The organism is Mesorhizobium sp. L-8-3, from assembly GCF_016756615.1.
Lineage (GTDB): Bacteria > Pseudomonadota > Alphaproteobacteria > Rhizobiales > Rhizobiaceae.
The window spans coordinates 1,896,143-1,920,016 of the sequence record NZ_AP023262.1; the positions used below are offsets into that span (position 1 = coordinate 1,896,143).

General features: G+C 65.8%; 26 protein-coding genes. 11 read left to right on the top strand and 15 right to left on the bottom strand.

Going from position 1 to position 23,874, the window contains the following annotated elements:
• Window positions 1-61: 61 nt before the first annotated feature.
• On the top strand, window positions 62-703 hold the full coding sequence (locus JN302_RS08880) for a TetR/AcrR family transcriptional regulator (RefSeq protein ID WP_202311356.1): 642 nt from the start codon (window positions 62-64) through the stop codon (window positions 701-703).
• Window positions 704-894: 191 nt separating this feature from the next.
• On the opposite strand, the gene JN302_RS08885 is transcribed toward JN302_RS08880, so the two are convergent.
• Window positions 895-1,701 (bottom strand): MBL fold metallo-hydrolase, encoded by an 807-nt coding sequence (locus JN302_RS08885; RefSeq protein WP_202332631.1) that lies wholly within the window; start codon window positions 1,699-1,701, stop codon window positions 895-897.
• Window positions 1,702-1,895: 194 nt separating this feature from the next.
• On the opposite strand from JN302_RS08885, the gene JN302_RS08890 reads away from it, so the two are divergent.
• The 5 genes from JN302_RS08890 to JN302_RS08910 all read left to right on the top strand — a co-directional run bounded on the left by JN302_RS08890 (window position 1,896) and on the right by JN302_RS08910 (window position 4,670).
• Complete coding sequence (locus JN302_RS08890) at window positions 1,896-2,645, top strand: YebC/PmpR family DNA-binding transcriptional regulator (protein ID WP_202311359.1); 750 nt, start codon at window positions 1,896-1,898, stop codon at window positions 2,643-2,645.
• Between the two features lie 36 nt (window positions 2,646-2,681).
• Complete coding sequence (locus JN302_RS08895; RefSeq protein ID WP_202311360.1) at window positions 2,682-2,972, top strand: SelT/SelW/SelH family protein; 291 nt, start codon at window positions 2,682-2,684, stop codon at window positions 2,970-2,972.
• 68 nt (window positions 2,973-3,040) lie between these two features.
• Window positions 3,041-3,643, top strand: a complete 603-nt coding sequence (locus JN302_RS08900) for a hypothetical protein (protein ID WP_202311361.1) — start codon at window positions 3,041-3,043, stop codon at window positions 3,641-3,643.
• Between the two features lie 221 nt (window positions 3,644-3,864).
• Window positions 3,865-4,197: an ArsR/SmtB family transcription factor gene (locus tag JN302_RS08905; protein ID WP_202311362.1), complete on the top strand. Its 333-nt coding sequence runs from the start codon at window positions 3,865-3,867 to the stop codon at window positions 4,195-4,197.
• Window positions 4,194-4,670, top strand: a complete 477-nt coding sequence (locus JN302_RS08910; RefSeq protein ID WP_244846258.1) for an SRPBCC domain-containing protein — start codon at window positions 4,194-4,196, stop codon at window positions 4,668-4,670. The genes JN302_RS08905 and JN302_RS08910 overlap by 4 nt, the downstream gene beginning before the upstream one ends.
• 38 nt (window positions 4,671-4,708) lie before the next feature.
• Here JN302_RS08910 and JN302_RS08915 read toward each other — a convergent pair whose 3' ends face one another.
• Window positions 4,709-6,298 carry a gamma-glutamyltransferase family protein gene (locus JN302_RS08915; RefSeq protein WP_244846259.1) on the bottom strand — a complete coding sequence of 530 codons (1,590 nt, stop codon included), beginning with the start codon at window positions 6,296-6,298 and terminating at the stop codon, window positions 4,709-4,711.
• Between the two features lie 107 nt (window positions 6,299-6,405).
• Here JN302_RS08915 and JN302_RS08920 point away from each other — a divergent pair, with 107 nt between their 5' ends.
• A complete protein-coding gene (locus JN302_RS08920) occupies window positions 6,406-6,834 on the top strand; it encodes a GlcG/HbpS family heme-binding protein (protein WP_202311363.1) in 429 nt (142 codons plus the stop codon).
• A 94-nt stretch (window positions 6,835-6,928) separates the two neighbouring features.
• On the opposite strand, the gene JN302_RS08925 is transcribed toward JN302_RS08920, so the two are convergent.
• From JN302_RS08925 to JN302_RS08935, 3 genes are all read right to left on the bottom strand, one after another.
• The gene (locus JN302_RS08925) at window positions 6,929-7,336 is read right to left on the bottom strand and encodes a hypothetical protein (RefSeq protein ID WP_202332632.1); all 408 of its coding nucleotides are present in this window, start codon (window positions 7,334-7,336) and stop codon (window positions 6,929-6,931) included.
• Between the two features lie 147 nt (window positions 7,337-7,483).
• Window positions 7,484-7,666, bottom strand: a complete 183-nt coding sequence (rpmF, locus tag JN302_RS08930; RefSeq protein WP_202311366.1) for a 50S ribosomal protein L32 — start codon at window positions 7,664-7,666, stop codon at window positions 7,484-7,486.
• 184 nt (window positions 7,667-7,850) lie between these two features.
• The gene (locus JN302_RS08935; protein ID WP_202334233.1) at window positions 7,851-8,609 is read right to left on the bottom strand and encodes a biosynthetic peptidoglycan transglycosylase; all 759 of its coding nucleotides are present in this window, start codon (window positions 8,607-8,609) and stop codon (window positions 7,851-7,853) included.
• A 98-nt stretch (window positions 8,610-8,707) separates the two neighbouring features.
• Between JN302_RS08935 and JN302_RS08940 the strand changes: the two genes are divergently transcribed.
• Together JN302_RS08940 and JN302_RS08945 are read left to right on the top strand one after the other, a co-directional pair.
• Window positions 8,708-9,625, top strand: a complete 918-nt coding sequence (locus JN302_RS08940; RefSeq protein ID WP_202334234.1) for a polyprenyl synthetase family protein — start codon at window positions 8,708-8,710, stop codon at window positions 9,623-9,625.
• A 120-nt stretch (window positions 9,626-9,745) separates the two neighbouring features.
• On the top strand, window positions 9,746-12,085 hold the full coding sequence (locus JN302_RS08945) for a response regulator (RefSeq protein ID WP_202332633.1): 2,340 nt from the start codon (window positions 9,746-9,748) through the stop codon (window positions 12,083-12,085).
• A 22-nt stretch (window positions 12,086-12,107) separates the two neighbouring features.
• Here JN302_RS08945 and JN302_RS08950 read toward each other — a convergent pair whose 3' ends face one another.
• The 5 genes from JN302_RS08950 to trpB all read right to left on the bottom strand — a co-directional run bounded on the left by JN302_RS08950 (window position 12,108) and on the right by trpB (window position 18,661).
• Window positions 12,108-12,986: a lytic transglycosylase domain-containing protein gene (locus JN302_RS08950; RefSeq protein ID WP_202311371.1), complete on the bottom strand. Its 879-nt coding sequence runs from the start codon at window positions 12,984-12,986 to the stop codon at window positions 12,108-12,110.
• Window positions 12,955-14,208, bottom strand: coding sequence for a flavodoxin-dependent (E)-4-hydroxy-3-methylbut-2-enyl-diphosphate synthase (ispG, locus tag JN302_RS08955; RefSeq protein ID WP_202332634.1), 1,254 nt, complete (start codon window positions 14,206-14,208; stop codon window positions 12,955-12,957). Before ispG ends, JN302_RS08950 begins: the two co-directional genes overlap by 32 nt.
• A 211-nt stretch (window positions 14,209-14,419) precedes the next feature.
• Window positions 14,420-16,303, bottom strand: a complete 1,884-nt coding sequence (locus JN302_RS08960; RefSeq protein ID WP_202332635.1) for an MFS transporter — start codon at window positions 16,301-16,303, stop codon at window positions 14,420-14,422.
• 253 nt (window positions 16,304-16,556) lie between these two features.
• Window positions 16,557-17,408, bottom strand: a complete 852-nt coding sequence (trpA, locus tag JN302_RS08965; protein WP_202332636.1) for a tryptophan synthase subunit alpha — start codon at window positions 17,406-17,408, stop codon at window positions 16,557-16,559.
• 2 nt (window positions 17,409-17,410) lie between these two features.
• Window positions 17,411-18,661 (bottom strand): tryptophan synthase subunit beta, encoded by a 1,251-nt coding sequence (trpB, locus tag JN302_RS08970; RefSeq protein ID WP_202332637.1) that lies wholly within the window; start codon window positions 18,659-18,661, stop codon window positions 17,411-17,413.
• Window positions 18,662-18,899: 238 nt separating this feature from the next.
• Here trpB and JN302_RS08975 point away from each other — a divergent pair, with 238 nt between their 5' ends.
• Together JN302_RS08975 and JN302_RS08980 are read left to right on the top strand one after the other, a co-directional pair.
• Window positions 18,900-19,841, top strand: a complete 942-nt coding sequence (locus tag JN302_RS08975; RefSeq protein ID WP_244846260.1) for an AraC family transcriptional regulator — start codon at window positions 18,900-18,902, stop codon at window positions 19,839-19,841.
• A 171-nt stretch (window positions 19,842-20,012) separates the two neighbouring features.
• Window positions 20,013-20,717 carry a GntR family transcriptional regulator gene (locus JN302_RS08980; protein ID WP_202332639.1) on the top strand — a complete coding sequence of 235 codons (705 nt, stop codon included), beginning with the start codon at window positions 20,013-20,015 and terminating at the stop codon, window positions 20,715-20,717.
• A 170-nt stretch (window positions 20,718-20,887) separates the two neighbouring features.
• Here the strand turns inward: JN302_RS08980 and JN302_RS08985 are convergent, their stop codons facing one another.
• The 5 genes from JN302_RS08985 to ykgO form a co-directional block, all read right to left on the bottom strand.
• The gene (locus JN302_RS08985) at window positions 20,888-21,058 is read right to left on the bottom strand and encodes a hypothetical protein (protein WP_202332640.1); all 171 of its coding nucleotides are present in this window, start codon (window positions 21,056-21,058) and stop codon (window positions 20,888-20,890) included.
• A gap of 178 nt (window positions 21,059-21,236) precedes the next feature.
• Window positions 21,237-21,638: a hypothetical protein gene (locus JN302_RS08990; protein WP_202332641.1), complete on the bottom strand. Its 402-nt coding sequence runs from the start codon at window positions 21,636-21,638 to the stop codon at window positions 21,237-21,239.
• 118 nt (window positions 21,639-21,756) lie between these two features.
• Window positions 21,757-22,818 carry an alpha/beta fold hydrolase gene (locus JN302_RS08995; RefSeq protein ID WP_202311382.1) on the bottom strand — a complete coding sequence of 354 codons (1,062 nt, stop codon included), beginning with the start codon at window positions 22,816-22,818 and terminating at the stop codon, window positions 21,757-21,759.
• A 76-nt stretch (window positions 22,819-22,894) separates the two neighbouring features.
• Window positions 22,895-23,485 carry a tetratricopeptide repeat protein gene (locus tag JN302_RS09000; protein ID WP_202311384.1) on the bottom strand — a complete coding sequence of 197 codons (591 nt, stop codon included), beginning with the start codon at window positions 23,483-23,485 and terminating at the stop codon, window positions 22,895-22,897.
• A 99-nt stretch (window positions 23,486-23,584) separates the two neighbouring features.
• Complete coding sequence (gene ykgO, locus JN302_RS09005; RefSeq protein ID WP_202311386.1) at window positions 23,585-23,710, bottom strand: type B 50S ribosomal protein L36; 126 nt, start codon at window positions 23,708-23,710, stop codon at window positions 23,585-23,587.
• Window positions 23,711-23,874 lie beyond the last annotated feature (164 nt).

The following is a 23,874-nucleotide window of genomic DNA, read 5'->3' on the forward strand; positions in this document are numbered from 1 at the left end:
CATACAAGTCTGTAGCGCGTCAAGCGCGCCTGTGCTAGATTGCCGACATTGGAGGTACGTGATGTCGACAAGAGCGGTCAGCCCGGGCAGCAAGGATGGTGTCGACGTGCGGGAGAGAATTCTCGAAACCGCTTCATCGCTCTTCTACCAGCGGGGCGTGCGCGCCGTGGGGGTTGACCTCGTGGTCGAGGAGGCAGGCGTCGCCAAGACCAGCCTCTACCGGCATTTCGGCACCAAGGACGATCTCGTCGCCGCCTTCCTCGCGCGCGAGGATGAGGACTTCTGGGGCACTTGGGATCGTGTGGCGCAAATACACAAGGATGACGCACGGGCGGAACTCGACGCGCAGCTGGAGTGGATCGGCGAGCGGGTCGGGCGACCGAACTATCGCGGTTGCCCGCAGATCAACGTTGCCGCAGAGTTTCCGGAGGCCGATCACCCCGCGCGCAAGGTCGCGGCGGCCCACAAACGCGAAATGAGGAGTCGGTTGAAGGGAATCGCCGAGCGGCTGGGCACCGACCGCCCCGACGAACTTGCGGGCCAGCTCGCACTGCTTGTCAATGGCGCATTCGTCAGTTCGCAGATGCTTGAAGCGGGCGAAGCCGTTCCGCTCTTGCTGCAAACTGCAAGCGTGCTGATTGCCGCCGGGCTGAAGGAGGCCGCAATTCCTCTCCCGGAGACTGTCCCGCTCCCTGGCGCCTGAGAACAAGGTCAACGAAGAGCGGAGCGCGCGTGAACGCCGAGATCCGGAGGCGGCGCTGCTGCTATCGCGTGGAAGAGGGCGTGCAGCGAATGAGCAACGGGGCGTTGACGCGATCCATGCCCGCATGGGCACTCCGGCGCCCGACGTCGCGGCACCTGTGCGACTAAGCACCGCCTCTACAGAGCACAGGCCTACACGCCATCGAGGACGATGATGGTGGGACGGTCCGGCAGGGTCGCCAGCGACAAAGAGAACGACCGGCTCTCGCGGAAATCGATGGCGAAGCCTTCGCCCATGCCGAGGGTGAACTCCTCGAGCGGCGTCGAATGCCGGTGCATCGGCAGCACGACCGACGAATAGAGGCGGCGGGTAATCTCGCGCATGTTCGCCAGCGACTGCGTCATGCCGCCGTCGACCGGCACCATCACCACGTCGAGGCGGCCGATCGCCGCGTAATGCGCATCCTCCAGATCGTGATGCAGATGTCCGAGATGGCCGATGCAGAGCCCGGCCACCTCGAAGATGAAGATCGAGTTGCCGTCCTTCTCCATCTGGTCGAAGCGGCGGATGTCGGTCGGCACGTTGCGGATATAGACATCGTCCACGACCAGCCGATGCTTGGCCGGCCCGCCATCGGGATTCCAGCCGCGCAGCACATATTCGATGCCGGGATCGACAAAGTCGGTGTAGTGGGTGCGGTGCGCCTTGTTCATCGTGACGACGCGCGGCAAGGGATCACTACCGTAGACGCCGCTGAAGTCGGTGGCGATGCGCACGCCGGCCGGCGTCTCGATGATGTAGGTCGAATGGCCGGCATAGGTGAAGCGGACCTCACCACCACTAGTGGCGCCGGTGGGCGCGAAGCCGATATAGGTCGCTGCAGGCAGAGCGTTCGCCATGGCGACGCAGCTGCTCGGCACCGGATCTTCCTGGGCGAATGCATGAGGCATGCCGAAAAGCAGAGCGACAAGGGCGGCGACGGCGGTGAGCATGCGCATCGATCTGGTCCTCCGGGCGGTTTCCCCTCGCCGCGGCGCGGCTTCCGACACTATGGCAAGGACCGGCCGCCCGCGCCTCACGTTTTCGCGAGGCCGGCGTGGCGGATTTTGGCGTCCGCGACTGGACGTTTCATGGCAAAATAACTATAAGGCGCGGCATTCCAAAAGATCGAGACGACAAGAACAGGGGCTCCATGGCCGGCCATTCACAATTCAAGAACATCATGCACCGCAAAGGCCGCCAGGATGCGGCCAAGTCGAAGATGTTCTCCAAGCTCGCGCGCGAAATCACTGTTGCCGCCAAGACGGGCACGCCCGACCCGGCGATGAACCCGCGCCTGAGGCTGGCGGTACAGAACGCCAAGGCGCAGTCTATGCCAAAGGACAATATCCAGCGCGCCATCAACAAGGCCGCGGGCGGCGAGGGCGATAACTATGACGAGGTGCGTTACGAGGGCTACGGTCCAGGTGGTGTTGCCCTCATCGTCGAGGCGCTGACCGACAACCGCAACCGCAGCGCTTCGAATGTCCGCGCCGCCTTCACCAAGGCCGGCGGGGCGTTGGGCGAGACCGGGTCGGTTTCGTTCATGTGGAACCGCGTCGGCGAGATCTACTATCCGGCGACCGCGGGCGACGCCGACAAGGTCATGGAGGCCGCGATCGAGGCGGGCGCCGACGACGTACAGTCCGACGTGGACGGCCACACCATCCTCTGCGCCTTCGAGAATGTCGGAGAGGTGTCGAAGGCGCTGGAAACCGCGCTCGGCGAAGCCGAAAGCGTCAAGGTGATCTGGCAGCCCCAGAACACGGTGCCGGTCGACGAGGAGCGCGCCCAGTCGCTGATGAAGCTGGTCGCGACGCTCGAGGACGACGACGACGTCCAGAACGTCTACGCGAATTTCGAAGTCGACGAAGCCACGTTGGCCAAGCTCAGCGCCGCATGAGCAAGCTCGGCGTGGCATGAGCGAGTTCGGCGCGGCATGAGCGAGCGGCCGGAAGTCCGCATCACCTACTGCACGCAGTGCCAGTGGCTCTTGCGTGCGGCCTGGATGGCGCAGGAGCTCCTGTCGACCTTCGGCGCCGACCTCGGCGCCGTCACCTTGGTGCCGGGAACCGGCGGCGTGTTCAGCGTTACCTGCAACGACGTGCTGATCTGGGAACGCAAGCGCGACGGCGGCTTTCCCGACGCGGCGAAGCTGAAGCAACTCGTCCGTGACGTCGTCGATCCGGGCCGCGACCTCGGTCACTCCGACCGCAAGAAGGCCGAATGATCTTTCGGTGCTAGCCGTCCGGGCAATCGGGCGCTAGGCTTGCATGATCCTCAACCAGGCCGATTGCCATGCGCCGGTTCCTGCTATCTGCAATCCTTGCCGCCTGTTGCTGCTTTGGGGCGGAGGCGGGTGAGATCACGAGCACCTATACCGACCTCGATACGGGACGAGACTGCACGACCTTCGCCATGAACGCGGAGGAAGGCCAGTTCGCCAACATGGTCTGCAACGGCTACCGCGGCTATCCCGTGATCATCTATTCGGCCGATCTGCGCGAATCCGTCTTCTACGGCTTTCCGCCCGCAGGCGATCTTGCTCCGACTTGGGAGAGCTTCGCTGCCTTCAATTCAACCGGGCCGAAGGTCGAGTGGCGCATCGAGGAGAATGGCGACCTGCGCATTCCCTTCGCCACCATCCATCGATGGTCGGTCAGCAATCCGGAAGATCCCGACAGGCAGGTGGAAGTGCTCGTCGTTGCCAAGGTCGGCCAGATCGCGGAGCGGGACGGCTGCGTGGTCGGTCTCGTGATGGCGACAGGCAATACGAAAGCCAACGAGACGGCCCGCAGGATCGCGGACGAGCAGGCGCGCGGATTCGCCTGCGGCGCCGACGAACGGGTGCTGGTCGGCGGCGAACTGTCGGTGCCGGAGTTCCAGCGTCAGGAAAACTGATCGGAGCCACCGTCGGCTCGCGAGGGCGGCAACCTGCGGGTGGGTATGCGCCCGATCGAAAACAACCAAGTCCTGCTCAGCGAGTTCATGGAACGAAGCCCCGGCGGGCGTCGAGGCTTCGACCCGTCAACCATCGCCGGCATCATCTGCGCAACCGACTCTTTCCAGTTGACCATAACTAACTTGTTATATAACAAGGATGCTATTGTTAAGGAGACGGAATGGTAGATCTCGACGCAGCGTTTTCAGCGCTGGGCGACCCCACACGCCGGGCGATCCTCGCCCGGCTGGCCTTGGGCGAAGCCACGGTGATGGAACTCGCCCAGCCTTTCGCGATGTCGCAACCGGCCATCTCCCGGCACATCAAGGTCCTGGAAAGCGCCGGGCTGATCAGCCGGCGCGTCGAGGGAACCAGACGGCCGTGCCGGCTCTCACCGGTCGCCATTGCCGAGATCGATCAGTGGCTCGGCATGATGCGCAAGGCGCTGGCCGCGAATTACGACCGCCTGGATGCGCTCCTGGCGACCATGGAAAAAGGCGAAGGAAAGGAATGACGATGTCGAGACTGCAGCTTCGAACCGAAGGCGACACCCATGTCGTGGTGACCAGGCACTTCGCGGCGTCCCCCGAGGCGGTCTATCGCGCCCATGTCGAGCCCGAGCTGATCCAGAAGTGGCTTCTCGGTCCCGACGGATGGACGATGCCGGTCTGCATCAGCGAGCCGCGGCCGGGCGGCAGGATCCGTTACGAATGGACGGACGGCAGGGGCGGCGGGTTCCATCTGACCGGCGAATATCTGGAGCTGGTTCCGTTCAGCCGCATTGTCCATGTCGAGCGCATGCATCTGCCCGACCCGACGCCGGACAACCATGTCGAAAGCATCTTCGAGGCTAGGGACAGCGGGACGCTGCTGACCCTGCGCATGACCTTGCCGGACGCCGAAACGCGCACGGCCATGCTGGCGACGGGAATGGAAGACGGCATGGAGGCGAGCTACGCCAGGCTGGAATCGTCGCTTCAAGGCTGACGAGTCAGGCTATCCGGCCGGATGTCCAGCCGGGACGCCTACCACCCAAGGGCCAGCCCGTCCTTGCGCGGGTCGGAACCGGCGATCAGGAAGCCGTTCTTCTCGTCGATCACGATCACCTGGCCGCCGCCATGCGGCTTGGCCGCGTCGCGCACGGCATGCCCCTTCGCCGCCAGTGCGGTGCGGGTGTCGGCGGGGATCCCGGCTTCCGCCTCGAGCGCGTGATCGTCGCCCCAGAACAGGCGGGCATGATCGAGCGCCTCCTGCGGGTCCATGCCGTGATCGGCGAGGTTGGAGAAGACATGGGCATGGCCCATCGGCTGATAAGCGCCACCCATCACGCCGAACGAGACCACGGGCCGCCCGTCCTTCATCGCCATGGCCGGGATGATCGTGTGCATCGGCCGCTTGCCGGGGCGGAGTTCGTTCGGATGGCCTTCCTCGAGCGAAAAGCAGGCGCCGCGGTTCTGGAGCGCGATTGCCGATTTCGGTGTCACGATCTTCGAGCCGAAACCGTCATAGACGGAGTTGATGAAGGAGACGGCGCGTCGCTCGCGGTCGACCACGGTGAGATAGACCGTGTCGGAAGCCGGCGCTTTCGGGGGTGCGATGTCGGGGTTCCGGCGCGCGGGGTCTATCTTGCGGACCAGCGCCTCCGTGTAGGCTTCGCCGAGAAGCACTTCAGGCTTGACCCGCATCGCCGCGGGATCCGCCACCATGTGGTCGCGCACGGAATAGGCCAGGCGGGCGGCCTCGATCTCGAGGTGATAGCGTTCGGCGCTGTCGGGCGCGAGCCTGCCGGTGCCGAGCCTTCGCATCAGGTTGAGCAGGATCAGCGCGGTGATGCCCTGTCCGTTCGGCGGGATCTCCAATATGTCGTGGCCGGCATAGCGGGTAGAGATCGGCTCCACCCAGTCGGCGCCGACGCCAGCGAGATCGGCTTCGCTGAGAGTGCCGCCCTTGGCTTGAACGGTCGCGGCCATCTCGGCCCCGATCTCGCCTTCGTAGAAACCCTTGGCGCCGTGCCTGGCGATCCGCCTCAATGTCGCGCCGAGCGCCGGCACGGCGTGGCGGACCCCGATCCCGGGCGCCTTGCCGTCGATGAGGAAATGCCGCGCCGCGCCTTCGTCGGCGGCCAGTTCCTGGGCAAGTTTGGCCCAGTCGGCGGCCACCCGTGCGTGCACGGCGTAGCCTTCCTCGGCATAGCGGATCGCATCGGCAAAAAGCCTTTCGAAGGGGAGCGTGCCGAAACGAGCATGGAGCGTCTCCCAGGCCTTCACCGCGCCGGGAACGGTCACCGCGTGCGGACCGATCTCCGGTATGGCCCGCAGGCCCATGGCGCGCAGCCGCGCGGCATCGGCCGCGGCAGGCGCCCGGCCCGATCCGTTGAGGCCGTGCACACCGCCCCCGGGTTCGGCCAGGATGACGAAGCAGTCGCCGCCGATGCCGGTCATGTGCGGCTCCACCACGACCAGCGTCGCCGATGCGGCGAGTGCTGCATCGACCGCGTTGCCGCCTTCCCTCAGCACGGCGAGCGCCGAGGCGGTCGCCAGCGGGTGCGATGTGGCGGCCATGCCGTTCTCGGCGATAACAGGCGAGCGGCCCGGCCGGTCGAATCGTCTCGTCATGAACTTCCCTTCCCTCTGCTCGGCAAAACAGCTTCCATCAGGAAGACAGTACCGACATCCTTGTCGCTGGCCTAAACAGGACGGTTGACGCGACAAGAGGAGAAACCATGCCACGCCTGACGCTTGCAAGCTCGAACTCTATCATCGCCACAGCCTTCGCCAAGGCGAGGGAACTCGACCTGAAGCCGCTCGGTGTCGCCGTGCTCGACGCCGGCGGCCATCTCGTGGCTTTCCAGCGCCAGGACGGCGCTTCGTTCCTGAGGCCCGAAATCGCTTCCGGCAAGGCCTTCGGCGCACTCGCCACGGGCATGGGATCGCGGGCTCTCGGCAAGACGGCGGTCGAGCGGCCGCATTTCATGGTCGGCCTGTCCGGCGTCGCTGACGGCCGCATCGTGCCGGTGCCCGGCGGCGTGCTGATCCGCGCCGACGGCGAGATCATCGGCGCGGTCGGCATATCGGGCGACACGTCGGACAATGACGAAACCTGCGCCGTCGCCGGCATCGAGGCTGCGGGCTTCCAGGCCGACGCGGGCTGATCGGGCGACCCGGACGCGGGGTCTCGAGAAGCCTGGCGTTCGAACAGGCAAGGGCAACGCCGGTTCTCCGGCGTGCCTCTGCTTCCGGAGCCTGTCAGCTGCCCAGGTTGACGTCTCGTGCTGCTGAACGCAGCGAGACGGAGAAGCCGGCCAGCACGTCTATCGCGGCAATCACCATGAGGGTGAAGAACACCGAATGGGCGGCGCCGCGCACCAGCAGGAACTCGACCAGATAGGCGACGAAGACGAAGGTCGACAGGAGATGGTCGACGATCGACGCGTTCGACGTGCGCGTCGACTTCACGATCTCGACGAAGAGCAGCAACAGCGCCACGACCACGAGCGCGTCGCCGAGCGTCATCGACCACACGCCGCCCGACATCATCCGCATCGAGAATATCTCGTACGCCCATGGATCGGGCCCGGTCTCGCCAGACAACCCTGTCAGGCCGAGATTGTAGAGGATGAAGGGGATAATCAGCAGCGGAACGGCGCCGAGCATGTCTAGCTCCGGTTTTGAATGGGTCCGACGGGCGGCCCTTCTCGGCGAAGGCCGACGGCGATGCAAAGGCGGCCGAAAGAACCCTGAAATGAAAAAGACCGGCGAAGGGCCGGTCTTCCCATCATTAGCCATGCGGCCCGAAAGGCGTCAGCCTTCCTTGGGCTCCAGCACCTGACGACCGCGATACATGCCGGTCTTCAGGTCGATGTGGTGCGGACGGCGCAGCTCGCCGGAGTTCTTGTCCTCGACATAGGACGGGGCCTTGAGCGCGTCGGCGGAACGGCGCATGCCACGCTTGGACGGCGAGGTCTTTCTTTTAGGTACTGCCATGGAATTGCTCCACTACGATCGGTCAAAGCCCCGGTGTTCCCTCGCGAAAGGGCCGCACTGACGGGCCATATTTCAGAAAGTGGCGTGCCTATACACGGGCCGGGACGGTTTGACCAGCCCGCTGCGGATTTTTTTCCGGCATTGCGCCGAAAAGGGCGGGCGAGGGGGTGGCTGGGAGACCGGTCTAATCGACGCAGCCCACATAGTCGCCAGCGCGCGCGGCGCGGCGCTCGATCACGGAGGCCAGACGGCGCATGCCGGCCGAGGGTCTGGCCGGGTTGCGAATGGCCGGGTTCGGCAAGGTGACGGCGAGCAGTGCCGCCTGCCTGCGGTTCAGCTCCTTCGCCGGCTTGCCGAAATAATGTTGCGAGGCTGCCTCGACGCCGTAGATGTTAGGCCCCCATTCGGCGATGTTGAGATAGATTTCCATGATCCGATGCTTTGGCATCACGAGGTCGAAATAGACGGCCAGCGGCAGCTCGATCACTTTGCGCAGCAGCGAGCGGCCGTGCCACAGATAGAGGTTCTTGACCGTCTGCATGGGGATGGTCGAGGCGCCGCGGGTCGGCTCTCCGGCCATGGCGTCGTCGATGACGGCGTTGAGCTCGCCGAGGTCGATGCCGTAATGCGAACAGAACTGGCCGTCCTCCGACATCATCACCGAATGGACCATGACCGGTGCCACGTCCTCAAGCGGCACCCAGCGTCGGTCGTAGCCGCTGAAGGTGACGAGATCCTTCATCATCAGTGTCGAGATCGGATGGACGAAAGAGGGCAGATACAGGAAGGTCAGTACAACCGGGATCATAGCGAGCACGACGCAGGCCATGATGCCGCGCCATATCCAGCGGCGCAGGGTCTTGCCCGGCTTGCGCCCCTTCCTGCCCGACATGGCCATCCCCTCGGTGTCCGGTTCTACGATCGGCTCGGTCAGCCCGTCCATTCCCCTGGAGCCCATGGATTCCGGAAGATCTCTCATCCCCCGGCATAAAGGGACGGGGCTTCTTGCGCAATGTCGGAGTGTCGGCTACCCCTCGCCGCATGACCGGGAGCGACGCTATACCTTTCGAAATCGTGCTGGAAAGCCGCGCGCGGGCGGTGGAGGCCGTGCTCGACGGCCTGCTTGACGAGCGATTGCTGGCCGGCGAGATCGCGCGTCCGCAACGGCTGCTGGCGGCGATGCGCCATGGCGTGCTCAACGGGGGCAAGCGCCTCAGGCCCTTCCTCGTGCTGGAGAGCGCTGCCATGCTGGGTGCCGCGGACGATCCGGCCATGCGGGTGGCCGCCGCGCTGGAATGCGTTCACTGCTATTCCCTGATCCATGACGATCTGCCCGCCATGGACAACGACGACCTGCGCCGCGGCCAGCCGACGGTGCACAAAGCCTTCGACGAGGCGACGGCGATCCTGGCCGGCGACAGCCTGCTGACCTTCGCCTTCGATATCCTGGCCGACGAAGCGACCGCCCTGCCGCCGGCGCGGCGGCTCGAACTCGTCCTGGCGCTTGCCCGTGCAGCCGGCCTCGGCGGCATGGCCGGCGGCCAGGCGCTGGACCTCCAGGCCGAGCGCCAGGCACCCGACGAGGCTGGCATCATCACGCTTCAGGCAATGAAGACGGGCGCGCTGATACGCTTCGCCTGCGAAGCAGGCGCTATCGTTGCCGACGCGGCACCAGCCGACCGCGAGCGCCTCGCCGAATTCGGCTCGGCGATCGGCCTCGCCTTCCAGCTCGCCGACGATCTGCTCGATCTCACGGCCGACGCCGGCGCCATCGGCAAGGCGACCGGCAAGGACGCCGCGGCCGGCAAGGCGACGCTCGCCGGGCTCTACGGCATCGACTGGACCCGGCGACAGCTCAAGGGGCTGGTGGAGCAGGCCGAGGCGCTGCTCGATCCCTATGGCGATGCGGCTGCCCGCCTGCGTCAGGCGGCCACCTTCGTCGCGCGCCGGCGCAACTGAGCAGTGACATCCGAATCCGTTGCAGCGCTACCCTTCCCGGTAGAGGCCAGAACGTTTCTTTAATTCATATCGGTCGTAATCGGCTCCGCTCGCATGTATCGAGTTGAGCGGAGCGGAGCCTTGCCGAAGTCCTCGTCCTTCATCCGATCGATCCGGATCCGCTACATTTCCGGGCTGCTGGTCATAGCGCTCGCGGCAGGCGGCGTCATGTTCGCGCTGAACAGGATGGCCTCATACGAGCGGGAGATCGAGCAGCTCGGCGTCGGCATCGCGGCGCTTACCCGCGAGCTGCGCAATGCGAGCAGCTTCGCGGAGCAGACCTCGAATTCCTGGCGCCCCGAATCCCGCGGTGAGCTCGCCGGCGCTGCCCTCGGCCATGTCGAGCGGCTGAACGCGGCCATCGACGCCATCGGAGCAGACATCGCCGCGATCCGGCCGCGGCTGTCCGGCCCGGCGGCGGACGAGATGGATGCCGCCTCGATCAATGGCGACCTGTTCTGGTCGGCCCGCGATATGGTGCGCAATCTCGGCCTGCTGGCGGCGGCGGACAAATGGGACGAGTGGAGTGCTCGCGCCATCAAGAACCAGAACGACCTGTTCGCGCAACCCATGCTCACGCGAGCCCGTGTGGCTCTGGAGAACGAACGGCGTGCCGCCGGCGCCGAGGCCGCAAGGTTCCTGGTTACCGCCAGCGGCCTCGTGCTGCTCGTGCTTGGCGTCGTTGGGCTCTGGATCTTCCGGCCGATGGAAAAGGCGATCCGCCGGGCCATCGAGGAATCGGAAGCGCTTCTGCTCAAGGCCGAGGCCGCCGACCGCGCCAAGTCCGAATTCCTTGCGAATATGAGCCATGAGATCCGCACGCCGATGAATGGCGTGCTCGGCATGGCCGAGCTGCTCGCCAGGACCGAGCTCAACAGCCGCCAGAAGACCTTCACCGAGGTGATCGTCAAGTCGGGCAACGCGCTGCTCACCATCATCAACGATATCCTTGACTTCTCCAAGATCAATGCCGGCCAGATGACCCTCGATCCGGCGCCGTTCGGGCTCGCCGAGGCCGTGGAGGACGTCGCGACGCTGATCTGCGCCCGTGTCGCCGAGAAAGACCTCGAACTCATCGTGCGGGTCGATCCGCGCCTGCCCGAGACCCTGGTCGGCGATGTCGGACGCTTCCGGCAGATCGTCACCAACCTGCTCGGCAACGCCGTGAAGTTCACGGAGAAGGGCCACGTGCTGATCGACGTGACCGGCGAGCGACGAGAGGGCGCGGTACATCTTCACATACGCGTCGAGGATACGGGCATCGGCATCCCGCCCGACAAGCTGCAGTCGGTGTTCGAGAAATTCGCGCAGGTCGACGGCTCCTCGACCCGCCGCCACGAGGGCACCGGTCTCGGCCTGGCGATCGCCGCGCGACTGGTCGACATGATGGGCGGCCGCATCGGCGTCGAGAGCCAGGTCGGGCGCGGCTCGGCGTTCTGGTTCACCGTGCCGCTGCCCGTCCACGAAGCAGAGCCCGCATCCGCGCCGGTCCCCGTCGACGTCACCGGCGCGCGGGTGCTCGTCATCGACGACAATGCGGTCAACCGTGAGATCCTGCTGGAGCAGTTGAGGAACTGGGGCTTCGACTGCGCGGCAGCCGAAAGCGGCGCGGTCGGTCTCGCTTTCCTCGACCGGGCAGCGCAGCTCGGGGCGCGGGTCGACGCCGTGATCCTCGACTACCAGATGCCCGGCATGAACGGCGCCGATGTCGCCAGGGCGATCGCCGGGGATGCGCGCATCGCGAAGATACCCGTCATCCTGCTGACCTCTGTCGACCAGGTCGATTTCGGCCGGCTGGTGCTCGATTACGGCATCGCCGCCCATCTCACCAAGCCGGCCCGATCGGCGGTGCTGCTCGGAACGGTGATCGCCGTCATCCAGAAAGCGCGCTCGGGGGCCGGCCGCGCTGCCTTCGTCCGCCAGCCGGCGGAGCTCGCCCCGAAGCCGGCCTTCACCAAGCTCCGCACGTCGGTCGCGCCGCCTGCCGCCATCAACGACATGCGTGAGGCGGCGGCCGTGGCGGCGCAGCAGATCGACATTTTGATCGCCGAGGACAATGAGGTGAACCAGCTCGTCTTCGGCCAGATCCTCAACGGGCTCGGCCTGTCCTACCGCATCGCCGGCAACGGCCGCACGGCGGTCGAGCTGCATCGCACGCTGAAGCCGAAGCTGATCCTGATGGATGTCTCGATGCCCGAGATGAACGGCTACGAGGCTGCTCGCGCCATCCGCACGGTCGAAGCGTCGAGCGGCGCGCATACCCCGATCATCGGCGTCACCGCCCATGCGCTCAAGGGCGATCGGGAGAGGTGCATCGAGGCCGGCATGGACGACTATCTGCCGAAACCGGTCTCGCCGGACCGTCTCGGCGCCAAGATCGGCACCTGGCTCAGCGAACAGGCGCTGGCGAAGAGTGCGTGACGTCCCCGTCCGGGGCCGTTCGTTACCTGTTGCGCAGCACGACGCAGGAGCCGCCGATCCGACGGAGCTGGTTGCAGATGCCGTTGGCCTCGCCGCGATCGTCGGCGCCGATCCTGACGGCATAGATGCCGCGCCGGCCGATCGGCGTACGCACCCGGCTCACCACTGGCTCGTGGCCGGCGAGCAATGCCGGGAAACGACCCTTCAGCCGCTGCCACTGCCTGATCGCCGCGGCCTGCCGGAAGTTGCCGGCTACCTGGATGCCCCAAGGCTTGACGTTGATGGCGGCCATCGGGATCGTAGCCGACATGATGATCGGCAGCTTGCGGCAGGCGTCACGGAAAGGGAGTTTCGGGTCGAGCGGTTGCACCGTGCCGGCATGCGCCTTGTCGCTGAAGCTGTCGGCCGGCTCACCCATGATGTCGATGACGTAGTTTTCCGTCTCCAGCGGCAGGAAGCCACCGCGCGCAAGCCAGCGCGAAACCCTGGATTCGCCGGCATTGTAGGCGGCCGCCGCCAGGCCGAGATTGCCGAAGCCGGCCTTGAGCTCGCCGAGGTAGCGCGCCGAGGCCGGGATCGCCTGGTCGATATCGTAGGGGTCGGCGAGGCCGCGCATCCTGGCTGTGCCAGGCATGAACTGCGCTATGCCTTGCGCACCCGCCGGGCTCAGCGCATTCGGGTCGAAGCGGCTCTCTTTCCAGATGAGCCGTGCGAAGAAATCGGTCGGCAGCCCGTGACGGGTTGCGTGGGCCTCGATCAGGTCGCAGATGCGGTGGATGGTGGGCGGCAAGGACCGGCCCGGCGGATCGGCGCGCGCGGAGCCCCCATGGAGCGCTGCGCCAAGAAGCAGCGCCAGCCCGACCGTGGTCCTATTCAGCCGCCTGCTTGCCGCTCCGGCCATAACGCTGCTCGATATAGTCGGCGACCATCTTCTGGAAATCGGCGGCGATCCCAGGGCCGCGCAGCGTCGCGGCTTTCCGGCCGTCGATGAAGACGGGTGCCGTCGGCGTCTCTCCGGTGCCTGGCAGCGAGATGCCGATATCGGCATGTTTCGATTCGCCGGGGCCGTTGACGATGCATCCCATCACCGCAACCTTCAGTTCCTCGACGCCGGGATAACGCTCCCGCCACACCGGCATGTTCCTGCGGATGTCGGCCTGGATCTCCTGCGCAAGCTCCTGGAACACGGTCGAGGTGGTTCTCCCGCAGCCGGGGCAGGCGGCGACGATCGGGATGAACTGGCGGAAGCCCATGGTCTGCAGCAGTTCCTGCGCCACCTGGACCTCGCGCGTGCGATCGCCGCCGGGTTCGGGCGTCAGCGAAATGCGGATCGTGTCGCCGATCCCCTGCTGCAAAAGGATGCCCATGGCGGCGGAGGATGCGACGATGCCCTTGGTGCCCATGCCGGCCTCGGTGAGGCCGAGATGCAGCGCATGGTCGGAACGCTGCGCGAGTTCGGCATAGACCGCGATCAGGTCCTGCACCTGGCTGACCTTGGCCGACAGTATGATCCGGTCGCGCGGCAGGCCGATTTCCTCGGCCGCCTCGGCCGACAGCAGCGCCGACTGCACGATCGCCTCGCGCGTCACCTGCTGGGCGGTCAGCGGCGAGCCGTTTTTCTGGTTGTCGTCCATCAACCGGGTGAGCAGGTCCTGATCGAGCGAGCCCCAGTTGACCCCGATGCGCACCGGCTTGCCGTAGCGGATCGCCATCTCCACGATCGCGGCGAACTGCTTGTCCTTCTTTTCCTTGAAGCCGACATTGCCGGGATTGATGCGGTATTTGGCGAGCGCCTCGGCGCAGGCCGGATGATCTGCAAGCAAACGGTGGCCAATATAATGGAAGTCGCCGACCAGCGGCACGTCGATGCCGAGCCGCATAAGCCGTTCATGGATGCGCGGCACGGCCGCCGCGCTCTCGTCCCGGTCGACGGTGATGCGTACGATCTCGGAGCCCGCCTTGTGAAGCGCGGCGACCTGCGCCACCGTCTGGTCGATATCGGCCGTGTCGGTATTGGTCATCGACTGCACCACGACCGGCGCGCCGCCGCCGACCATGACACCGCCGACATCGACCCCGACCGAGGCGCGGCGGGGGAAGGGGGAGGAAAAATACCCGGTCATGTCGGGTGGCCTCTCGCGTTTGGGGCAATCCTGGAAGCGCCGGAACCTGTTCGGTTCGGAACCCGCGGCCGGGAATTGCGCAGAAAGATGCGGTCCGGCCCTGAGGTGGAGGAGCGCGCGCCGTCTGTCAATATGCAGCGAGGGCGCAGCCGCCAATCAAAAGCCCCGGCAGGCTCGCACCCGCCGGGGCCTCTTTCGGGGCTCGCCGGAGCTAGTCCTTGGCGTGGAGGTCGGTGCCGAGCGTGTCCTTGACGAAGATCATGCCGATGATCAGCGACATGGCCGCGATGGCGATCGGGTACCAGAGGCCGTAGTAGATGTCGCCGGCCGCCGCGCTCATGGCGAACACTGTCGCCGGAAGCAGACCGCCGAACCAGCCGTTGCCGATGTGGTAGGGCAGCGACATGCCGGTGTAGCGGATGCGGGTCGGGAACATCTCGACCAGGATCGCCGCGATCGGGCCGTAGACCATCGTCACATAGACGATGAGCACGAACAGGATGGCGATGATCATCGGCCAGTTCACGCCTGCCGGATCGGCGACCATCTTGAAGGCGCCGGCGCCGGGGATGCTGAAGACAGAAACTTCGGTCGCGCCGGCCGCTTCCTCGGCCGTGACCAGCTTGTCCTTGATCGCCTGCTCGACCGGAACCGTTGTCTTTTCTCCGCCGCGGATCGCGGCCGCGTCGAGCTTCAGTTCGGGATTGGCGGCGATGAAAGCGTCGAGCTTCTGGTCGGCGACCTTCGCTGCGTCGCGCACCAGCGGATAGCCGGCGCCTTGCAGGGCGACGTTCACAGCCTTTGCGAAGGCTGCGTCCTTGACCTTGGCCTGGTCGCCGGCGGCAACGGCGTCGAAGGACTCGATCGTCGTCTCGCCGATAGTGACGGTGGCCGCCTTGCCGGCCTCCCCAATCACCACATCATAGGGCACCGAGTTCCGGGTCAGGAAGGAGGTGGCTATGTCGCAGGAAGTGGTGAACTTCGCCGTGCCGGTCGGGTTGAACTGGAACCTGCAGTCGCCGGGAGCAGCCGTGATCTTCGCGCGGACATTCTGCTGCGCCGTGGCGAGCGCCGGATTGGCGGCCCAGGTCAGCGCCTTGAACAACGGGAAGTAGGTCATGATGGCGAGCGCCAGGCCGGCCATGATGATCGGCTTGCGGCCGACCTTGTCGGACAGCCAGCCGAACACGACGAAGAAGACCGTGCCAAGCGCGAGCGCGATGGCGATCATCACGTTGACCGACTGGGCATCGACCTTGAGCACGTTCTGCAGGAAGAACAGAGCGTAGAACTGGCCCGAATACCACACCACGGCCTGGCCGGCGGTGAGGCCGAACAGAGCAAGCAGCGCGATCCTGGCGTTCTTCCACTGGCCGAAGGCTTCCGAGAGCGGGGCCTTGGAGCCCTTGCCCTCTTCCTTCATGCGCTGGAAGGTCGGCGACTCGTTGAGCGACAGCCGGATCCAGACGGAGACGCCGAGGAGCGCGACCGAGACGAGGAACGGAATGCGCCAGCCCCAGGCCGCGAAGTCTTCCTTGCTCATCACGCCCTGGATGGCGAGGATGACGATCAGCGACAGGAACAGGCCTAGCGTCGCGGTCGTCTGGATCCAGGACGTGTAGTAGCCGCGGCGGTCGTCGGGAGCATGCTCCGCGACATAGGTCGCGGCGCCGCCATATTCGCCGCCCAACGCCAGGCCCTGCAGCATGCGCAGCGCGATCAGGATGACCGGCGCGGCGATGCCCCAACTCGCCGAGCCAGGCAGAAGGCCGACCAGGAAGGTCGACAGGCCCATGATGAGGATGGTGACGAGGAACGTGTATTTGCGGCCGACCAGGTCGCCGATGCGGCCGAAGACGAGCGCGCCGAACGGGCGGACGAGAAAGCCCGCGGCGAAGGCCAGCAGCGCGAAGATGTTGCGCGTCGCCTCGGGATACTGGCTGAAGAAGGTCGCGCCAATGAAGGCGGCGAGCGAGCCGTAGAGATAGAAGTCGTACCATTCGAAGACGGTGCCGAGCGAGGAAGCGAAGATGACCTTCTTTTCCTCCCGCGACATGCTTCGGCTCGAGCTGCCGACGATTGCCGTAACTGCCATGGGTCGTAGTCCTCCCGTGAGACCTCGGATGATCCGCTGTTCCGCGCATCGCTCATCTCACTCGGGATGCGCGCCAGTGCGCGGAGACTGTCACAGTCATCCTTGGAAAGGCAGCGATGCTTTGGGATTATGACTTTTGTCCTACACCGAAAGACCATAGCTGTCGCTCAGGAAGCCGGCGATGATCGTGCCCGCGGCCGAAGGAGGCGCGGCCGCATCGCCCAATCTTGGCCGGGCGCCGGCTGTTCGTGGACTATTGGCCGCCGGTTACGGCATTGGGAGGAGGCATCCGCGCAGCCCCGGCGGATGGAACGGCATCACGCAAGCTGCTTGCAAACGCGCTCGCCGTCGCAACGCCGGCGCCGGTTTCCATGCCGCGGGCGATGGCCCGAACCATTTCGGTGCCCACAATGGCGCCGTCGGCGATCTCGCTTAGCATCCTGACATCGGCGGGCGTCTTGATGCCGAAGCCGACGCAGATAGGCAGCGAGGTGCAGGCGCGAATGCGCTCGACCAGGTGTCGCACCGTCTTCGAATCCGGGGTCGCCGCGCCCGTGGCGCCGTATGTCGAGACGCAATAGATGAAGCCCGTGGCCCGAGCGACCAGTTGCTTCAGCCGCTCATCGCTCGCATTGGCTGCAATCAGCCTAATGAAGTTCAAGCCGGCCCTGAGGGCGGGCAGGCAGAGCTCCTCGTCCATCTCGGGCGGCAGGTCGACGACGATCAGCCCGTCGATGCCGGCTTCGAGCGCGTCGGCCACGAAGCGCTCGACCCCGTAGCTGTAGATCGGGTTGTAGTAGCCCATCATGATGACGGGCGTGTCGGCGTCGTGCCTGCGGAACTCGCGGGCGAGCTGCAGCGTCCTGGCCAGGGTCTGGCCGCCCTTCAGCGCCCGCAGCCCCGCCGCCTGGATCGCCGGGCCGTCGGCCATCGGGTCGGAGAACGGCATGCCGAGCTCGATCACGTCGCTGCCGGCCCCGGGCAGCGCCTTCATGATCGACAGCGAGGTGTCGTAGTCGGGGTCGCCCCCCATGAAATAGGTGACCAGCGCCGGGCGGCCCTCGGCCTTGAGCTTTGCGAAGCGGCGGTCGATGCGGGTCGTCATGATCAGATCTCCATGCCCATCATCTGGGCCACCGTATGCACGTCCTTGTCGCCGCGGCCCGACAGGTTGACGACGACGATCCGGTCCTTGTCCATGGCGGGCGCGAGCTTGACCGCATGGGCGATGGCATGGGCCGATTCCAGCGCCGGGATGATGCCCTCGACCTTGGTGGTCAGCTGGAACGCGTCGAGCGCCTCGTCGTCGAGGATGGGCACATAGTCGACGCGGCCGCTGTCGCGCAGCCAGGCATGCTCGGGCCCGACGCCGGGATAGTCGAGCCCGGCCGAGATCGAATGGCCGTCGAGGATCTGGCCGTCGTCGTTCTGCAGGAGATAGGTGCGGTTGCCGTGCAGCACGCCCGGCCGCCCGGCATTCATCGAGGCGCAGTGCTCGATGCCGTCGAGGCCGCGGCCGCCGGCCTCGACGCCGACGATCCTGACGCCGCGGTCGTCGAGGAAGGGATGGAAGATACCGATGGCGTTGGAGCCGCCGCCGACGGCGGCGATGACGACGTCGGGCAGGCGGCCCTCCTGCTCGAGGATCTGGGCCCGCGCTTCCGCGCCGATCACCGACTGGAAGTCGCGCACCAGCTCCGGATAGGGATGCGGCCCGGCGGCGGTGCCGATCAGATAATAGGTGTCCTCGACATTGGTCACCCAGTCGCGCAGCGCCTCGTTCATGGCGTCCTTCAGCGTGCCGTGGCCGGCCGACACCGGCCGCACCTCGGCGCCCAAAAGCTTCATGCGGAACACGTTGGGCTTTTGCCGCTCGACGTCGGTGGCGCCCATATAGACCACGCACGGATAGCCGAAGCGGGCGGCGACCGTGGCCGAGGCGACGCCGTGCTGGCCCGCACCCGTCTCGGCGATGATGCGCTTCTTGCCCATGCGCTTGGCCAGGAGGATCTGGCCGAGGCAGTTGTTGATCTTGTGCGAGCCGGTGTGGTTGAGGTCCTCGCGCTTGAAATAGACCTTGGCGCCGCCCCCGCGGCCCTTGGCCGCGGACACCTCACGCAGATGGCGCGTCAGCCCCTCGGCGAAATAGAGCTTCGAGGGCCGGCCGGCATAAAAGGTCGACAGCGCCTGCAACTCGGCGCGGAAGGCCGGGTCGTCCCTGGCTTCGTTCCAGTGCCGTTCGAGGTCGAGGATCAGCGGCATCAGCGTCTCGGCCACGAAGCGGCCGCCGAAGATGCCGAACATGCCCTGCTCGTCGGGGCCGGTGCGGAAGGAATTCGGATCTAAGGGCTTGTTCATACGTCTCGTCCTTGCTCGACGGCGATAATCACCTCGCCGGCGGGGAACAGGTCAAATGGAACCGTCATGGCGGGCGGTTCGATATTATGCTTTATTTTCAATAGCGTACTCGATCGTTCGATGAGCTGCCGATCGCCTGCTTGTCCACCCCGGCCGGATAGACAACCCGCCCCGACGTCCCTATCCTTTCGTCAAGATGGTGCCCGACCTGATCGACGCTTCAAATCGGCTGGCCAGCGTGCCGGGTCTCTGCTCCGGCAACGCAGACGAGGCTGTCGCGGCCCTGTCGACCCGCTATCGCCCACATCGGCTGTTGCTGTCGAACCGGACGGCGGGGCTCGATTTCCGCCATCACGCGATCACTTCGGGGGCCGCTTCCCTCAATCTCCTCCATTACGGTCCCGAACTCATCGTCGACGCCGGCACGTTCGACAGTTTCTACATGCTGGAGTTTCCGCTCGGCGGCGGCGTCGACGTTCGTTATGGCGACCGGCGCGTATCGTCGCGCGTCGGCAGCGGCCTTGTCCTGTCTCCAGGCGCCTATGTGCGTTCCACATGGCGTGCCGACACCACGCAGGTGATGTTGAGGCTGGACCGTGGTTTCGTTGAACAGGCCTGGCAACGCTATACGGGCGAGACCACGCGGCGGACACCGGTCTTCCAGGCCGAACTCGACCTCCAGACACCAGCCGGGCGACGTATCGCGCGCCTGATCGGATTGATGGCCGCGGAACAGATAGAGGCAGGCTCGGCGGTGCTGTCGCCAATGCCCCTCGTCCATGCGGTGCTCGATACCCTGTTCGATCAAGTTCCCGTCACCCCGGTCGCTACCGTCGAGGCGGCGATGGCCGGACCCCTGCCGGCTCATGTCAGAGGCTTCCGCAGATTGCTCGACGACCCCCGGCAATTGCCGGCGACGGTCACGGAACTGGCGCGACGGCTGGATGTCTCGCCGCGGACGCTGACGACAGGCATGCGGCGCTTCACCGGTCTCTCGCCCCACGAGTACTTGACGATGCGGCGAATGGAACACGCCCGGAAGCTGCTGGACCGCGGCGGGATGTCGATTGCCCGTGTCGCCGAAAGCGTCGGTTATGCCCATGCCGGGCGATTTGCGGCCTCCTTCCGCGCCTATTGCGGCGTCAATCCATCCCGCTTGGCCGGTCAGGGAGACTTCTGACCGGGACATTTGCGGAACCGGCGGTCCGTTTCGGGAAGGGGAACCGGGCTGAGCCGCGCGGTGAGGTTGACAAGACCGGGCCCGGGCCTGCACCTGACCACGGGGATGGAGGTGTAGATTGCGCGGCAGCGGCCTGTTCGTGATTGACGCCGGCACAAGGGTTTGCCGGCCTTGAACGTCGAGAGGAAGCAATTCGCCTACGACCGCATCGCGCGGGCCATAGCGGCGGAGTTGACGAACAGCCTGTGGCGCAGCGGCGACCCGCTTCCATCGGAAATCGAACTTGCTTCCCATTTCGACGTTACCCGCAGGACCGTGCGGAAGGCCTTGGCTTTGATCGAGAAACAGGGGCTGATCGTCAAGGGTCGTGGCCGCCGGACCCTCTATCGCGGAAGGGTCATAGACTGGTCTCACGACATGGTGGTCGATCTCCCGACCGCTGCGCGCCGGGCGGGTTTCAGGCTGTCCACCCGGGTACTTCGCATCGGCGAGATCGGCGCCGGAATCGGCGAGGCACGCGCCCTTGGCGTTCCGCTGGGCGAACCGCTCGGCGAAATCTGCCGCCTGAGGCTGTTCGACGGCAAAGCGGTCGTGCAGCAGCGATCGATGCTCCCGCTCGACATCGCGCTGCAGATCCCCAGCGTCGAACTGGAACGCCGCTCCCTCTATGAACTGATCCGACGCAGAAGCGGCGCCGGCTACCTCTTCATTGCCGACGAGCATTTCGCGCCGTCACATGCCACGGAGCAGGAAGCGCGTCTTTCCGGGATCGAGGAAGGCAGGCCTGTCTTGCGCGTGACGCGCGTCGTCGGCGAGACGGGACGGGCCGTGGAATACTCCAACGCGATCCTGCTGGCCCCCTATTTCCGCTTCTGATCCCGGGTTGCGGTCGGAGCGTGGTCGCTTGGCCGGGGGCAGCCAGGCGTCGCGGCGGTCGCTGTGCCACGCAGTCAAGGTCGACTGACGGTCGATGCGCTCCCGGGGCGGCCGTCATCGGCCCGAAAGCCGCGCGGGATTTTCGGGCCGATGCGGTGGCGTCCCTCGGATCAGGCGGCCTTGTCGATTGCGTCGCCGAGATAGCCGCGCTCCTTGAGCCAGCGCGCGATGACGAGCTCGACGAGCGAGGAAACGGAACGGTGGTCGTCCTTGGCGGCCTTGACGAGGGCTTCCTTGATTTCTCGCTCGATGCGGAAGCCGAGGGGGTGTGTTTTCGACATGTGTGGTCCCTTCAAACAACCGAGCCTGCAAGGCGCCGACTTGGTCCCGTGCGGCGGGACAGGCTTCGGTGGGGCAGAAGGATGCGACGACCCGCATCCTGTGGACGGCCGGTCCCGCCTGGGAAGGAATTTCGTGATGGTGGCAGGCCGGCCGGAGATCGGTGGGTGGACGGACAGATCAGGCGAGGGCCGGCGGTGCTCGGGAACTGAAGCCCGTGGCGGTGTTCTGACTGGTCTGGTCGGCGGCGCGGAAGGACAGGGTGACCAGCACTCTGCTCGCGACCGCGGGCGGGGCAGGCAAGACGACCGGTGCGGCGTCGTCGCAATCGCCGCGCGGATCGTTCTTCCAGGCACGCTCGGTCTCGGCCGGCGCGACGAGAGCGGACGCGTCGGCGATATGACGCAATGGACCTTCGGAAGGGCCGATTTCGCGCAATGTCCGCACGCCGCCGGATTCTTCTGCGGGGCTCGCCACGATCGGCGTCGCAGCGGCCGCGAATGCGGCGAACAGCCAGGACAGAAGGCTTTGGAACAGCCTCCTCTCGCTGAACTTGCTCTCTGGCTTGACGGTTGCTTCCATCTGACAGGCGCCGCCGAATCCTGAACATCCGCAGGGAATTGCAGACAAATGTCATATTATCGCTCGGGCTGCCAGTTCAATAGCGCCGGGAGTGAATGCCGGCGGCTTGCGCCGGCTTTCAGCGCGCTGCGAATGCCTTCGTCGGAGCCTTCGCGTCGACGCATTCGACGTCGAGGATGTCGCCGGCCATCCTGGCCTCGGCCAGAGCTGCTATCGCGCGCAGGTCGCGCTCCCTGCCTGCCACCTTCTCGATCGCCGCTGCGACGAGCTCGGGTGCGTGCCAGTCGGGCTTGTGGCCGAGGTTGCGCACCCAGACGAGCTCCGCGCCGGGAATGTCGCGCGCCAGGCCGACCGAATGGATTTCCTCATAGACGACCGTGTCGCGGTCGCCCGAGATGACGACGGTGGGCACGGCGATCTCGCGATAACGCGGTGCCGCCGTCGAGACGTGGCGATAAAGGCCTTCCACGTCGACGGCGTTGAAGCGGAAAGCGGATGGGCGCAGGACGAGAGGGATGGCGGCCGCCTGCAGATAGGCGTCGGGTACCTTGTTCGGGGCAAAGACGCATTCCGTGGCGGCGGCAACGCGGCGCGATCCGGCCGGATTGGCGATCGTCTCGACGAACAGGCGGCCGAGCCACGGCCGCGCCGCGATGCTGTAATACCAGGAGGTCCCGCCGCCGGGCCAGGGATGGGTGGCGGCGGAAACGAACACCAGCCCGCTCGTCCTTTCGGGCCGGGTGAGGGCGAAGCCCGCGGCGACGGCGCCGCCGAAGGAGTGGCCGACGATGACTGCCCTGTCGATGCCGAGATGGTCCATCAGGGCCGCGATCGTCGCGGCCTGCCCGTCGGGCGTCTCGTTGCCGGCGCCGCGCTCGGACCAGCCATGACCCGGCCGGTCGACGAACAGTAGCTCGGCGCGGCCCTCCAGCAGCGGGCGCAAGGGCACCATCTGGTCGTTGAGATTGGCGCTGGCGCCGTGGATGAAGACGATTGGCGGCAGGTCCGCATCTGGGGACGCCGGCACGTGAACATAGTGGATGCGTGCCCCTCCGATCTCGGTGAAGCTCCCCACCGGGGGATGGCGGCGCTCGATCAGCCAGCTGCCGATGCGGGTGATACCGGCGAGCACGAGCAGAAGCGCGAGCGTGAAGGCCGCGAAGGCATAGAGAAGGTTCATGCGGGGCGAGACGAAGCAAGGAAAAAAGTGCGAAAGGAGCCTTGGCGCAGGGAACTGGCGCGACGGCGTCCTTCCATCAAATGCCTTCGCCCGCCAGTTCCTCCGACAGCGTCGCCACTTCGTTCTGGGCGCTGCGCATCATCGGGTAGATTTCCAGTACGCGCTGATAGGCATTGAGCGCGAGCTGCTTGCGACCGGTGTTCTTCAGGACCTGCGCCATCCCCGAGAGCGCACCGAAGTGGCGCGGCTCGAGCTCCAGCGTGTGTTCGATGTCGGCCATCGACTTGGCGTAGTTGTTCATCATGAAGTGAACGGTGGCGCGGCGATTCCAGCCTTCCGGATAGTCCGGGTCGAGCGTCACCACCTGGTCGAGGAAATCGAGCGCGACGTCGAACTTCTTGGCTTCGATCGCATCATTCGACCATGACATCATCAGGTCGATGGAAGCGCTGCCCGACTTGAACCATTCCTGCCAGATCCTGCCCGCGATTCGCTCGGCGGCCTTTTCATTGCGTTCGCGCTTGAGCTGCGCGAACAGCCCGTCGAGGCGGTTCTCATCGGTCTGGACGATTGATTGGCCGGATGCATCGCTGCCGGAATCAGCAGCCATTGCCGGCCCGGCGCCGGCAAGAATCAGAAACAGAAAGCAGGCGAATGCGCTCCGCATGCCCGGAGTCTAACTTCGCTCGGCGGAAGGTCAAACTGAAATCCGCGTGATGCGGGATTGCCCTCGCCGATCCGGAAGCAAAACGCCTCCGGCGGGAGATCAGCCCTGGCGCGCCTTGTAGCGGGGAGCCGACTTGTTGATGATATAGACGCGGCCCTTGCGGCGAACCATGCGGTTGTCGCGGTGACGGCTCTTCAGTGCCTTGAGCGAATTCTTGATCTTCATTGGTCTAGCCCGTGGGTCAGGGCCCGTCGAGGGCCGAACATTAAGGGCGCGCCCGAGGACGCGCCCGAATTTGCGACTGGCTCATAGACGAGGAGTCTCGTCCATGTCAACCGTGCCCGATGTCATTGACAAAGATCCATCGGCGAATGAGCCTTCCTGCTGGA